Genomic DNA, 13,547 nt, shown 5'->3' with positions numbered 1-13,547 from the left:
GCAACCGCCGCGCCATGCGGGATGGGACCTTGCGTCCGGTTGACGGGATGAGGGCCTTGGCGGATACCGCCGCCATGCCGCTTCATCTCATCAAGCTCTGCGTCGGGGTCGAGTCCGTGGAGGATCTGGAGGCCCACGTGGCCGCGCGCCTCGCGATGGCGCCCGCGGCGGGCCAGCGCCACACGACGCGCATGGTGCCCAAGCGGGCGGACGAGATCGTCGGGCAGGGCTCGCTCTACTGGGTCATCAAGGGTCAGGTGCAGGTGCGCCAGAAGGTGCTGGCGCTCGAGCCCTTCACCGATGGCGAGGGCATCGGGCGGTGCCATATCGTGCTGGAGCCCGTCTTCGTGCGCACGCAGTGGCAGCCGCGGCGGGCCTTCCAGGGGTGGCGCTATCTCCTCCCCGAAGAAGCCCCGCCGGACGAGGGCGAGGCCGGCGCCGGTCTGCCGGCGATGCTGCGGCGCGAACTCGCCGATCTCGGCCTCCTGTAACCGGCCTCCCTACCGGAGGCGCAGACGAAGCGCGGCGGGACCGCCCGGCGCGACGACGCGGATGCGGATCTGCGTCTGCGGCTGCGAGGCGCGCCAGGCCCGGGCGCCGTGGCACAGGAGCAGACCGACGAGGTCCTTGGCCCGAAGCCGGGACTTGCCGTTCTGCTGGTCGGCGAGGCGCTGCGCGGCCAGTTGCAGCGGATGGACCGCGGCGGCGCCCGAAAGGCCATCCGCGCCGATGAGATCGCCGAGGCCGAGGCTCTGCTGGTCTACGGACATTGTGCTTCCTTCAAGACAAGTCTCATCGAGGCGCCGACCTTGCATGTCGGCGGCTGTTCGGTACGAGACGGGCAATTTGCGAGGCGAAGGTCGGGGGCCCGGTGCGGGCCGGTCGTCAGTTCGCGACGGCGTAGCAGGAGAAGTCGTTGCGCTTCAGGGCGGCGCAGGCGTCCCAGGCCTCGGCCTTGTCGGCGAAGCCGGCGAAGCGGGCGCGATGCAGGGTCTGGGACCCGCTGCCGACGGCCTGCGTGAAGGGCTCGGCATGGGCCAGCGGTCCGCCCGCCTTGGCCTTGGCCTTGGCGAGGATCGCCATCGCCTGACTCTCGGTCGGCGCCGCGGCGATCTGCACGACCCAGCCCGAGCGACCCGCCACCGAGGCCGTCCGCACGGAGCCCGTCGTCTCGGGATCGAAGTCGCGGCCGGCGGGGATCGCCGCGCGCGGGGTCGGGAAGGCGGAGGCGGATTGCGGCTCGGAGAGGATCTGTGCGGCCGGAACCATCAGTCGGGCGGTCGGCCGCTCTTCCACGAGCGCGGCGCGGATGGCGTCGCGACCGACGACCGGGCGCTCGGCCGGGACCGGCATCTGCATGGCCGGCATCGGCTCGCTGCCGTAGGCCGACGCGATGCGGTCCTCGATGGAGGCCTGCGAGCGGGGCCGGAGCTCGGGCTTGGGCGCCGCGCTCAGCGCCGCCACGACCTGGCTGCGGCCGCTGCGCGCCGCGATCAGCGGCCCGCCTTCGCGTCCGCTCGCCTGCGGCAGATAGCGGTTGAGGAGTTCCACCATGTGGTCGTCGCGCGAGCGGCCCGAGCGACCGCCCATCACCACGGCCACGAGCTTCTTGTCGCCGCGCACGACGGAGGAGACGAGGTTGAAGCCGGAGGCGCGGATATAGCCGGTCTTGATGCCGTCGACGCCCTCGACGCGGTTCAGGACGCGGTTGTGGTTGCCGATGCGCTGGCCGTTGAACGTGTAAACGCGGGTGGAGAAATACGGGTAGTATTCGGGGAAGTGCTCGCGCAGGGCGATGCCGAGCGTGGCCATGTCGCGCGCCGTGGTCTTCTGGGCGTCGTTCGGCAGGCCGTTGGCGTTCTGGAACGTCGTGCGGCTCATGCCGATGCGCCGCGCCGTCTGCGTCATCCGCTCGGCGAAGGCCTTCTCGGACCCGGCGAGGAACTCGCCCAGCACGACGGACGCGTCGTTGGCGGATTTGGTGACGAGCGCCTTGATGCCGTCCTCGACGCTGATCGTCGAGCCGACCTTGAGGCCGAGCTTGGAGGGCGGACGCGAAGCGGCATAGGCCGAGACCGGCATGCGGCTCGAGAGCGAGATCTGCCGGCTCTTCAGCGCGTCGAAGGTGAGATAGAGCGTCATCATCTTGGTGAGCGAGGCGGGGTAGCGCAGCGCGTCGGCATCCTCCTGATAGAGGACGCGTCCGTTGTTCGCGTCGATGACGACGGCGGCATAGAGCGGATTGACGTCGACGGCCTTCTTCTTGGCGGCGGCGGCCGGAGAGGCGAGGAGTGCGACGCTCAGCGTGACGCCGGCGGCGAACTCGGTAAGGCGTCTCAGTTTCGGCAGCGCAATACGCACGGGCAATTCTCTTTCGCTCGGGCTGGTCTCGATGGCGCGACAGGCAGAGGAACGAGGGCTCGTCGACCCGTCCACCGCCTGAAACGCCTTGCTTGCACGGCAGATTATGGGGACGCGCTTACCAATCCGTTTATGGTTGCCAGACCCTTCCGGAACCGCCCCGCATTTCGTTCGGGTTCGAGCGCGCCACCACCCGGGGAACGCCTGCGCGGCGAGCGCGCCGCCATGCGGGCGTGCCTCCCGGGGTCCCTCCTTTGCCCCGGCCATCGCGGCGAATCGAAGACGGAGGATCATCACGATCTGTTGCGCCGCGGAAGAGACTTGAATGTCATTGTGCAGTGCAATATATCCGGAACGATGCAGGGTGGACGTCGCGGGGCGCGGCGCCGGGATCCTGCCGATCGAAAAATCCGCAGGAAGGGATATCCCATGTACGAAGACGCCAACAAGGTCACCAAGGAAGCCGCCGACAACGCGCTGAAGTCGTTCTCGGTCGTGACCAAGGGCTTCCAGCAGATCGCCGCCGAGAGCGGCGAGTTCGCCAAGCGCTCCTTCGAGCAGCAGAGCCAGATGTTCGAGAAGCTGACCCAGGCGCGCAGCGTCGAGAAGGTCATCGAGGTTCAGAACGAGTACGCCCGTTCGGCCTATCAGGCCTGGGTCGCGCAGGCCACGAAGATGGGCGAGATCTACGCCGACATCGCGCGTCAGGCCTACAAGCCCTACGAGAAGATCGCCGGCAAGGCCATGGAAGCCGGCAACGACGCGATGAAGCACGCCGTCGCCGAGGTCGAGCAGCAGGCCGCCTGAGGCGCCGCTCGAGCCCCAAGCATCTGTTCGCATTGAAAGGGCCCGGCTTGCCGCCGGGCCCTTTTTCGTTGCCGGCCCGCGGTGTTTGGCGGTAGTTTCGCAGCGTTTGGGTTCGCGGGTCGGCGGCGTGGATCTTCGGGCGAACCGGCGACGGCACGAGACGGTCCGTTTTGCCGCGGGGTCGCCCGCCCTTAACATCGCCGGACCCGCACTTACATAGTCGACGACGACGAAGGTGTGTTTGCATGACCGATACGCGACCGAGGACCGCTCCCCGGTCCCAGGCCGACCGACCGGACGGCGGGGGGCCCGATCGCGGCACGTCCGTGATCACCCGGACCAAGCCCAAGACGAAGCGGCCGAGCCTTTACAGAGTGCTGCTCCTGAACGACGATTACACTCCGATGGAGTTCGTCATCCACGTTCTGGAACGGTTCTTCCAGAAGGACCGGGAAGCGGCGACGCGGATCATGCGGCATGTTCACAACCACGGCGTCGGCGAGTGCGGGGTCTATACCTTCGAGGTCGCTGAGACCAAGGTCACGCAGGTCATGGATTTCGCCCGTCAACATCAGCATCCGCTGCAATGCGTGATGGAAAAGAATTGAGGTGAAGCTTGCCGACATTCTCGCAAAGTCTTGAGAAGTCCCTGCACCAGGCGCTGACCTTCGCCAACGACCGTCACCAGGAGTTCGCGACCCTGGAGCATCTGCTGCTGGCGCTGCTCGACGACAAGGACGCCTTCGCCGTCATGAACGGCTGCAGCGTCAACGTCGATCTCCTGCGCACCAATCTGGTCCGCTATATCGATACCGAACTCTCCAACCTCGTCACCGGCCATGACGAGGATTCCAAGCCCACTGCCGGTTTCCATCGCGTGATCCAGCGGGCGGTCATCCATGTCCAGTCCTCCGGTCGCGAGGAAGTGACCGGCGCCAACGTGCTCGTCGCCATCTTTGCCGAGCGCGAAAGCCATGCGGCCTATTTCCTGCAGGAGCAGGAAATGACACGCTACGACGCCGTGAACTTCATTTCCCACGGGATCTCCAAGCGGCCTGGCGGCTCCGAGAGCCGACCGATCCGCGGCGCGGAAGAGGAGCAGTCGACTATCGGCTCTGAGGAGGAAGGCAAGCGGAAAACCGCGCAGGACGCGTTGACGGCCTATTGCGTCAACCTGAACGAGAAGGCCCGCAACGGCCGGATCGATCCGCTCATCGGGCGGGCCGAGGAAATCAACCGCACCATCCAGGTGCTGTGCCGCCGCTCCAAGAACAATCCGCTCTATGTCGGCGATCCCGGCGTCGGCAAGACCGCGATCGCCGAAGGTCTGGCCAAGCGCATCGTCGAGGGCGACGTGCCGGAAGTCCTGGCGGACGCCACGATCTTCTCGCTCGACATGGGCACGCTTCTCGCCGGCACGCGCTACCGCGGCGACTTCGAGGAGCGGCTGAAGCAGGTCGTCAAGGAACTCGAGGAATATCCGGGCGCGGTCCTCTTCATCGACGAGATCCACACGGTGATCGGCGCCGGCGCCACGTCGGGCGGGGCCATGGACGCCTCGAATCTCCTCAAGCCTGCGCTCTCGTCCGGCGCGATCCGCTGCATCGGATCGACGACCTACAAGGAGTACCGCCAGTTCTTCGAGAAGGACCGCGCGCTCGTGCGGCGGTTCCAGAAGATCGACGTGAAGGAGCCGACCGTCGAGGACGCGATCTCGATCCTGAAGGGGCTGAAGCCGTATTTCGAGGACTTCCACCACGTGAAGTTCACGAATGACGCCATCCGTTCGGCCGTCGAGCTCTCGGCGCGCTACATCAACGACCGCAAGCTGCCGGACAAGGCGATCGACGTGATCGACGAGACCGGCGCCTCGCAGATGCTGCTGCCCGAGGCCAAGCGCAAGAAGCAGATCGGCGTGAAGGAGATCGAGGCGACCGTCGCCACGATGGCCCGCATCCCGCCGAAATCGGTGTCGCGCGACGACGAGGAAGTGCTCGCCCATCTTTCCGAGCAGCTCAAGCGCGTCGTCTACGGCCAGGACGCGGCGATCGAGGCGCTGTCCTCGGCGATCAAGCTGGCGCGTGCCGGTCTTCGCGAGCCGGACAAGCCGATCGGCTGCTACCTCTTCTCCGGCCCGACGGGCGTCGGCAAGACGGAAGTCGCCAAGCAGCTCGCCTCCTCGCTCGGCGTCGAGCTCCTACGGTTCGACATGTCCGAATACATGGAGCGTCACACCGTCTCGCGGTTGATCGGCGCGCCTCCGGGCTATGTCGGCTTCGACCAGGGCGGCATGCTGACGGACGGGATCGACCAGCATCCGCATTGCGTTCTGCTGCTCGACGAGATCGAGAAGGCCCATCCGGACCTCTTCAACATCCTCCTGCAGGTGATGGACCACGGCAAGCTGACCGATCACAACGGCAAGCAGGTCGATTTCCGGAACGTCATCCTGATCATGACGACCAATGCCGGCGCCTCGGAAATGGCGAAGTCGGCCATCGGCTTCGGCTCGTCCCGGCGGACCGGGGCGGACGAGGAGGCGATCAACCGCCTGTTCACGCCCGAGTTCCGCAACCGACTGGATTCGATCATCACCTTCGGCGGCCTGCCGACCGAGGTCATCCATCAGGTGGTCGAGAAGTTCGTCATGCAGCTCGAGGCGCAGCTTTCGGAGCGCGGCGTCACGTTCGAGCTGTCGCCGGAGGCGATCTCCTGGCTCGCGGAGAAGGGCTACGACGAGCAGATGGGCGCGCGTCCGCTGGGCCGCGTGATCCAGGAGCATATCAAGAAGCCGCTCGCCGACGAGGTGCTCTTCGGCAAGCTGAAGAAGGGCGGGACGGTCAAGGTCACCGTCGTCGAGGCGCCGGACGGCACGCGCAAGCTGTCGCTCGAGGCCATCGCCGACGATGTGCCGCCGAAGCTTCGGCGGGGGTCCGAGGATGGGGCGGTGGCGCGCAAGCGCGCCAAGGTCGCGCCCGACGGGACCGAGATCGAAGAGGACGAGGACGGGGACGACGATCTCGGGGACGAGCCGGACACGGCGGTCTCGACCGACGCGCCGAAGGCCGAGAAGCGTCCCGGTGCCGTGCCGAAAGTGCCGCGCCGCAGCTGAGGCGGGCGCTGGCCTGACGCGATACAGAAAAGGCCGGCCGCGGGTGACGCGGCCGGCCTTTTGCATGGAAGGAGCGGTTGAAGCGTCCTAACCGACCGGGCGCAGGAGCACGTGCTTCTTGCGCCCGACCGAGAGCTTGGCGACACCGCTCGACAGATCGCTCTCGCCGATCATGCGCCGCTCGTCCTCGATCTGCTCGTCGTTGAGTCGCACCGCGCCGCCCTTCACGTGACGGCGCGCTTCGCCGTTCGAACCGGCAAGGCCGGCCGCCACGAGCGCCGAGAGGAGACCGAGACCGGCGGAAAACTCGGAGGCGGGCAGTTCGACGGTCGGCAGCGTCTCGGCCAGCGCACCCTCCTCGAAGGTCTTGCGCGCCGTCTCGGCCGCTTCGAGCGCGGCGGCCTCGCCGTGGAGCTTGGCCGTCACCGCGCTCGCGAGCTGCTTCTTCGCCTCGTTGATCTCGGCGCCGCCGAGGGCTTCGAGGCGCGCGATCTCGTCCATCGGCAGCGTGGTGAAGAGCTTCAGGAAGCGGCCGACATCGGCATCCTCGGTGTTGCGCCAATATTGCCAGAATTCGTAGGGGCTCAGCATGTCCGGGTTCAGCCAGACGGCGCCGTTGGCGCTCTTGCCCATCTTGGCGCCGGAGGCGGTGGTCAACAGCGGCGAGGTCAGGGCGAAGAGCTGCGGCGTGCCCATGCGGTGGCCGAGATCGATGCCGTTGATGATGTTGCCCCACTGATCGGAGCCGCCGAGCTGCAGGCGGCAGTCGTAGCGCTTGTTCAGCTCCACGAAGTCGTAGGCCTGCAGGATCATGTAGTTGAATTCGAGGAAGGAGAGCGACTGCTCGCGGTCGAGCCGCAGCTTCACGCTGTCGAAGGAGAGCATGCGGTTGACCGAGAAATGCCGGCCGACGTCGCGCAGGAAGGCGACGTAGTTCAGGTCCAGCAGCCAGTCGGCATTGTCGGCCATGATCGCGTCCTTCGGGCCGTCGCCGAAGCGCAGGTAGCGGGCGAAGGAGCGGCGCAGGCCGGCGAGATTTTCCTGGATGCCCTCGTTGGTCAGGAGCTTGCGCGCCTCGTCCTTGAAGGAGGGATCGCCGATCATGCCCGTGCCGCCGCCCATCAGCGCGATGGGGCGATGGCCCGTCTCCTGCATCCAGTGCAGCATCATGGTCTGCGTGAGATGGCCGACATGCAGGCTGGCGGCCGTGGGATCGTAGCCGATATAGCCCGTCACGGTCTGCGTGCGGAACAGGTCGTCGAGCCCGCTCTCGTCGGATATCTGGTGGATGAAGCCACGCTCCGACAGAATGCGGAGGAAATCGGACTTGTACTGCGTCATGGATCAGGGCCCCATTGGAACCGGACGGTCGCATGGACCGGCGCCGGCCTCTTCCCCGCGCCCGCCGCGCTGCGGCCTGGCCGGGGATCTTGCTGCGGCTCATAGCAAAACGGGCGGTGAATGCCAGTGAAACACGAGGGCGCCGAAGAGACGCGCTGGTCGATCGGCCTGATGAGCGGCACCTCGCTCGACGGGATCGACGTCGCGGCCATCCGCACGGATGGCGTGACCGTGTTCGAGCGCGGGCCCGCGCGGGTCTACGCCTACGACGCGGCCTTCCAGCGGCGCCTTGCCGCCGGCCTCGAGACGGCCAAGGCGCTGACGCGGCGCGAAGCGCGGATCGGCGATCTAGAGGCTCTCGAGGTCGCGCTGACGGACCGGCACGCGTCGGCGGTGGAGACGTTCCTGGGCGATACCGGCCTTGCGAGGGAGGAGATCGACGTCGTCGGCTTCCACGGCCAGACGGTGCTGCACCGCCCGGACCGGGCCCTGACCGTGCAGATCGGCGACGGGCAACGTCTCGCCGATGCGCTCGGCCTCTCCGTCGTCCACGACATGCGCGCGGCCGATATGATGGCCGGCGGGCAGGGCGCCCCGCTGGTGCCGGCCTATCATCAGGCGCTCGTCTCGGCCCTCGCGCCGGACCTTGCCGCGCGGCCGGTCGTCTTCGTCAATATCGGCGGCATCTCGAACGTGACCTGGCTGGGCGAGAGCCTCGATCCCGTGGCCTTCGACAGCGGTCCCGGCAACGCGCTCATCGATCGCTGGGTGCAGACCGAGATCGGCATTCCCTTCGACCAGAACGGCCATATCGCCAGCGAAGGCGGCGTGATCGAGGACCTTGCCGGGCGCTATCTCTCGTCGGAGTTCTTCGCGCGCGCCGCCCCGAAATCGCTCGACCGGTTCGATTTTCCGATGCCGGACGCCTCGGCGGGATCGGTGGAGGACGTGGCGCGGACCCTGTGTTTCGTCAGCGCCGAGGCGATCCTGAAGTCCGCCGAGCATTTTCCGTCGGCGCCGAAGCTCTGGATCGCCTGCGGCGGAGGGCGCCGGCACCCGGCGATCCTGGCGGACCTGAAGGCCGGTGCCGCACGGCGCGGCGCGCGCGTCGTGACGGCGGAGGAGGCGGGGTTCGACGGCGATGCGATGGAGGCCGAGGCCTGGGCCTTCCTCGCCAAGCGCTCGCTGGCCGGGCTGCCCCTGACCTACCCGACCACCACCGGCTGCCGGACGGCGGTCACCGGCGGCGTCGCCTCGCGTCCCGGACCGCCGAAGGCAGTCGCCGCCGGCTGAACCGGCAGAGGATCGCTCAGCGCAGGCGCTTGGGGCGAGGGTCGGAGAGCTCGCCGGCGAGGCGCCGGTCGAGATAGTCGCTGCATTCGCCGATCAGCTCTTCCGTGTGTTCGCTGAAGAAGTGGTTGGCGCCTTCCATGATCTTCTGCGTGATGAGGATGCCCTTCTGCGTCTTCAGCTTCTCCACGAGCGTCTGCACGTCCTTCGGCGGGGCCACACGGTCCTTGTCGCCATGGATGATGAGGCCCGAGGAGGGGCAGGGGGCGAGGAAGGAGAAGTCGTAGGAATTGGGCTGCGGGGCGACCGAGATGAAGCCCTCGATCTCCGGGCGGCGCATCAGGAGCTGCATGCCGATCCACGAACCGAAGGAATAGCCGGCCACCCAGCACTGCTTGGAATCGGGATGGATCGACTGGACCCAGTCGAGCGCGGCCGCCGCGTCCGAGAGTTCGCCCGAGCCGTGGTCGAACTCGCCCTGGCTGCGGCCGATGCCGCGAAAATTGAAGCGCAGGGTCGTGAAGCCGCGCTCCACGAACATGTAGAAGAGCTGGTACACGATCTGGTTGTTCATCGTGCCGCCAAAGCGCGGATGAGGATGCAGCACGATGGCGATCGGCGCGTTCTTGCCCTTGGCGGCCTGGTATCGGCCTTCGAGGCGACCGGCGGGACCGTTGAAGATGACTTCGGGCATGGATATCTCTTCCTCTGGCGCTCGCGTCCGGCCCGCCGGTTGACGGCGAGGCGGCTCCGCCATAGGCTCTAGTTTAGAACCATTCAAAAGTATGAGCGCGTGGTGCGCGTTTGTAGTCCGCACGGACGCGGAAATTCAAGGTTTTTGCGCGCCGCGCGCAATTCGAGACCTTCGCGGGAGCCCATGCCGACCGGCCGCAACCGTTCCTATCTGGACCACAACGCCTCCGCGCCGCTGCTCGACGGCGCACGCGAGGCTCTGTGCGCGGCGCTCTCTCTGACCGGCAATCCGTCCTCCGTCCATCAGGAGGGCCGCAGGGCCCGCGCCTGCCTCGATGCCGCCCGCCGCGACGTGGCTGGTCTCGTCGGCGCGGTGCCGGAAAGCGTCGTCTTCGCGAGCGGCGCCACCGAATCGGCCGCGATGCTGCTCGGCCCGGACTGGCTGGTCGGCGGCCGGGCGACGCGGTTTTTCCGCCTTGCCGTTCTGGCGACGGATCATTCCTGCCTTCGCGACGGCGGCAGCTTTCCGCCGGACCGCGTGACGCGCCTTCCCGTCGACGCTGACGGTCTGATCGAAATCGACGCCCTGCGCGCCTTCGTCGCGCAGGCGCCCGAGCCGAGCCTCCTCGCCCTGTGCCTCGCCAATTCCGAGACCGGCGTCGTTCAGCCGCTGGATGCGATCCACGCGGCGATCGCCGGCGCGCCGGTGACGCTGGTGCTCGACATCGTTCAGGCGGCCGGCCGGATGCCGATCGATGCCGGCCGGCTCGGGGCGGCGGCCCTGATCCTGTCCGGGCACAAGATCGGCGCGGCCAAGGGCATCGGCGCCGCGGTGATCGCGCGGGCCGAGACGCGGCCCATGCCGCTGCTTCGCGGCGGCGGGCAGGAGCGGGGGCTCCGCGCGGGCACGCCGGCGCTGGCACTGGCCGCAAGCTTCGGCGCCGCCGCCGCCTTGGCCGCGACGCGCACGGAGGGCGACTTCGAGCGGCTGGCCGATCTTCGGGACCGGCTCGAGGCGCGGCTTGTCGAAGGCGATCCGCGAATCCGCGTGGCGGGCGCCGGAGCTTCGAGGCTGGTGAACACGTCCTGCCTCGTCTGCCCGGGCGTGAAGGGCGAGACGGCGCAGATGGCGCTCGATCTCGCCGGCTTCGCCGTCTCCTCCGGCTCGGCCTGCACATCCGGCAAGGTCGGGCGCAGCGCGGTTCTCGCCGCCATGGCCGAGGGCGGGGCGCCGTTCGATGCGCACGAGGGTGCAATCCGCGTGAGTTTCGGCTACGAAACCGGCCAAGCCGAGATCGACGACTTTGCCGAGGCCTATCTGGCCCTCGCCGCCCGCGCGGGCGGCCGGGAGAAGAAGGATCGCGCCGCCTGAACACGGCGCGCAATGCCGCAGCGCGCCTGTCATTTCGGGCGCAGGTCACTATTTATGAGTCCGACGGGAAACGATAGTTTCCCCGGATAATCCCGACCACCGGGCCTTGACCCCGGCGAGTATGGAGAAGGTCATGCCTGCAGTCCAGGAAACGATCGATCAGGTCCGTCGGATCGATGTCGATCAGTACAAATACGGCTTCGAGACGCTCATCGAGATGGATGTGGCGCCCAAGGGGCTGACCGAAGAGACCATCCGCCTGATCTCGGCCAAGAAGGACGAGCCGCAGTGGATGCTGGACTGGCGGCTCGAGGCCTTCGAGCGCTGGAAGACGATGGAAAGCCCCTCCTGGGCGCGCCTCGACTATCCGGAGATCGATTTCCAGGACATCCACTATTACGCGGCGCCGAAGTCGATGAGCGGCCCGGCCTCGCTCGCGGAAGTGGATCCCGAGATCCTGCGCACCTACGAGAAGCTGGGCATCCCGCTGAAGGAGCAGGAGATCCTGGCCGGTGTCGTGAAGAGCGCGCCCGCGCCGCAATATGACGACAGCGGCGAGCTGATCGAGATGCCCGAGCGCCGTGTCGCGGTCGACGCCGTGTTCGACTCCGTCTCCGTCGCCACGACCTTCAAGAAGGAACTGCAGAAGGCCGGCGTGATCTTCATGCCGATCTCCGAGGCTATCCGGGAATATCCGGACCTCGTGAAGCAGTATCTCGGCTCCGTCGTGCCCGTGTCGGACAATTTCTACGCGACGCTGAACTCGGCCGTCTTCACCGACGGGTCCTTCGTCTACGTGCCGAAGGGCGTGCGCTGCCCGATGGAGCTCTCGACCTATTTCCGCATCAACGAGCGCAACACCGGCCAGTTCGAGCGCACCCTCATCATCGCCGACGAGGGTGCCTACGTTTCCTATCTCGAAGGCTGCACGGCGCCCCAGCGCGACGAGAACCAGCTGCATGCGGCCGTCGTCGAGCTCGTCGCCCTGAAGGACGCCGAGATCAAGTATTCGACGGTCCAGAACTGGTATCCCGGCGACAAGGAAGGCAAGGGCGGCATCTACAACTTCGTCACCAAGCGGGGCGACTGCCGCGGCGACAACTCGCGCATCTCCTGGACGCAGGTCGAGACCGGTTCGGCGATCACCTGGAAGTACCCGTCCTGCATCCTGCGCGGCGACAATTCGCGCGGCGAGTTCTATTCGATCGCGGTGTCGAACGGCCGTCAGCAGATCGACTCCGGCACCAAGATGATCCATCTCGGCAAGAACACGTCGAGCCGCATCATCTCCAAGGGCATCTCGGCCGGCCATTCCAACAACACCTATCGCGGCCAGGTGACGGCGAACGGCAAGGCCTCGAACGCCCGCAACTTCACGCAATGCGACTCGCTCCTGATCGGCGAGGACTGCGGCGCGCACACCGTGCCCTACATCGAATCGAAGAACGCCACGGCCCAGTTCGAACACGAGGCGACGACGTCCAAGATCTCCGAGGACCAGCTGTTCTACTGCATGCAGCGCGGCATCCCGCAGGAGGAGGCCGTGGCGCTGATCGTCAACGGCTTCGTCAAGGACGTCATCCAGCAGCTGCCGATGGAGTTCGCCGTCGAGGCGCAGAAGCTCATCGGCATCAGCCTCGAAGGCTCGGTCGGCTAGGCCCGCCATCGTTTGCGTCGAGGGGCGGCAAGACCGTCCCTCGACAGACGACCTCCGGGCGGAAGGGCGGCATGTCGGCCGTCCTGCGCCAAGATCAAATGTCCCATTTCGCCGGTCGCTCGGCCGCGCCATCCGTCTCGAAAGTCTGGAAGCTCAAAGTGCTGGAAATCAAGAACCTTCACGCCAAGGTGGCGGACACCGACACCGAGATCCTGCGCGGCCTCGACCTGACCGTGAAGGCGGGCGAAGTCGCCGCGATCATGGGGCCGAACGGCTCGGGCAAGTCCACCCTCTCCTATATCCTCGCCGGCCGCGAGGACTACGAGGTGACCGAGGGCGAGATCCTCTATAACGGCGAGTCGATCCTGGAGATGGACGCGGCGGAGCGCGCGGCGCTCGGCGTGTTCCTGGCCTTCCAGTATCCGCTGGAAATTCCGGGCGTCGCGACGATGACCTTCCTGAAGACCGCGCTCAACGCCCAGCGCAAGGCGCGGGGCGACGGCGAGCTGACGACGCCGGACTTCATGCGCCGGGTGAAGGCGGCGGCGGCCGACCTGAAGATCGCCCCCGAGATGCTCAAGCGCCCGCTCAATGTCGGCTTTTCCGGCGGCGAGAAGAAGCGCGCCGAAATCCTGCAGATGGCCCTTCTGGAGCCCAAGCTCTGCGTGATGGACGAAACCGATTCCGGCCTCGATATCGACGCCCTGAAGATCGTCTCGGACGGCGTCAACGCGCTGCGCTCGGCCGACCGGTCCTTCCTCGTCATCACCCATTACCAGCGCCTGCTGGAGCATATCGTGCCCGATACGGTGCATGTCCTCTACAAGGGCCGCATCATCAAGTCCGGCGGCAAGGAACTGGCGCTGACGCTGGAGAACGAGGGCTATTCGCAGATCATCGGCGAGGCGGCCTGA

General features: G+C 67.1%; 12 protein-coding genes. 8 read left to right on the top strand and 4 right to left on the bottom strand.

Features of this window, described 5'->3' with window-relative positions:
- Positions 1-74 precede the first annotated feature (74 nt).
- Positions 75-491: a DUF1489 family protein gene (locus ASG48_RS14515; protein WP_055851216.1), complete on the top strand. Its 417-nt coding sequence runs from the start codon at positions 75-77 to the stop codon at positions 489-491.
- 9 nt (positions 492-500) lie between these two features.
- Here ASG48_RS14515 and ASG48_RS14510 read toward each other — a convergent pair whose 3' ends face one another.
- The gene (locus ASG48_RS14510; protein ID WP_156381616.1) at positions 501-770 is read right to left on the bottom strand and encodes a hypothetical protein; all 270 of its coding nucleotides are present in this window, start codon (positions 768-770) and stop codon (positions 501-503) included.
- A gap of 115 nt (positions 771-885) precedes the next feature.
- The gene (locus tag ASG48_RS14505; protein WP_082529487.1) at positions 886-2,361 is read right to left on the bottom strand and encodes a D-alanyl-D-alanine carboxypeptidase family protein; all 1,476 of its coding nucleotides are present in this window, start codon (positions 2,359-2,361) and stop codon (positions 886-888) included.
- A gap of 429 nt (positions 2,362-2,790) precedes the next feature.
- On the opposite strand from ASG48_RS14505, the gene ASG48_RS14500 reads away from it, so the two are divergent.
- From ASG48_RS14500 to clpA, 3 genes are all read left to right on the top strand, one after another.
- Positions 2,791-3,168: a phasin family protein gene (locus tag ASG48_RS14500; protein ID WP_055851213.1), complete on the top strand. Its 378-nt coding sequence runs from the start codon at positions 2,791-2,793 to the stop codon at positions 3,166-3,168.
- A 245-nt stretch (positions 3,169-3,413) separates the two neighbouring features.
- Positions 3,414-3,776, top strand: coding sequence for an ATP-dependent Clp protease adapter ClpS (gene clpS / locus ASG48_RS14495; protein ID WP_055851210.1), 363 nt, complete (start codon positions 3,414-3,416; stop codon positions 3,774-3,776).
- An 8-nt stretch (positions 3,777-3,784) separates the two neighbouring features.
- Positions 3,785-6,280, top strand: a complete 2,496-nt coding sequence (gene clpA, locus ASG48_RS14490) for an ATP-dependent Clp protease ATP-binding subunit ClpA (RefSeq protein WP_055851207.1) — start codon at positions 3,785-3,787, stop codon at positions 6,278-6,280.
- An 87-nt stretch (positions 6,281-6,367) separates the two neighbouring features.
- Here clpA and tyrS read toward each other — a convergent pair whose 3' ends face one another.
- Positions 6,368-7,621 (bottom strand): tyrosine--tRNA ligase, encoded by a 1,254-nt coding sequence (tyrS, locus tag ASG48_RS14485; RefSeq protein WP_055851204.1) that lies wholly within the window; start codon positions 7,619-7,621, stop codon positions 6,368-6,370.
- A 120-nt stretch (positions 7,622-7,741) separates the two neighbouring features.
- Between tyrS and ASG48_RS14480 the strand changes: the two genes are divergently transcribed.
- Positions 7,742-8,914, top strand: coding sequence for an anhydro-N-acetylmuramic acid kinase (locus ASG48_RS14480; protein WP_055851201.1), 1,173 nt, complete (start codon positions 7,742-7,744; stop codon positions 8,912-8,914).
- A 16-nt stretch (positions 8,915-8,930) separates the two neighbouring features.
- On the opposite strand, the gene ASG48_RS14475 is transcribed toward ASG48_RS14480, so the two are convergent.
- A complete protein-coding gene (locus ASG48_RS14475) occupies positions 8,931-9,605 on the bottom strand; it encodes an alpha/beta hydrolase (RefSeq protein ID WP_055851198.1) in 675 nt (224 codons plus the stop codon).
- Between the two features lie 183 nt (positions 9,606-9,788).
- Between ASG48_RS14475 and ASG48_RS14470 the strand changes: the two genes are divergently transcribed.
- From ASG48_RS14470 to sufC, 3 genes are all read left to right on the top strand, one after another.
- The gene (locus tag ASG48_RS14470; RefSeq protein ID WP_055851195.1) at positions 9,789-10,976 is read left to right on the top strand and encodes a cysteine desulfurase family protein; all 1,188 of its coding nucleotides are present in this window, start codon (positions 9,789-9,791) and stop codon (positions 10,974-10,976) included.
- A 133-nt stretch (positions 10,977-11,109) separates the two neighbouring features.
- Positions 11,110-12,633, top strand: a complete 1,524-nt coding sequence (sufB, locus tag ASG48_RS14465) for a Fe-S cluster assembly protein SufB (RefSeq protein WP_055851391.1) — start codon at positions 11,110-11,112, stop codon at positions 12,631-12,633.
- A gap of 158 nt (positions 12,634-12,791) precedes the next feature.
- A complete protein-coding gene (gene sufC / locus ASG48_RS14460; protein ID WP_055851389.1) occupies positions 12,792-13,547 on the top strand; it encodes a Fe-S cluster assembly ATPase SufC in 756 nt (251 codons plus the stop codon).

The sequence above is a fragment of the Aurantimonas sp. Leaf443 genome, assembly GCF_001425575.1.
Classification (GTDB): Bacteria; Pseudomonadota; Alphaproteobacteria; order Rhizobiales; family Rhizobiaceae; genus Leaf443.
The sequence above is the reverse complement of the archived record's forward strand: the minus strand, read 5'-3'. Positions and strand labels throughout refer to the sequence as shown.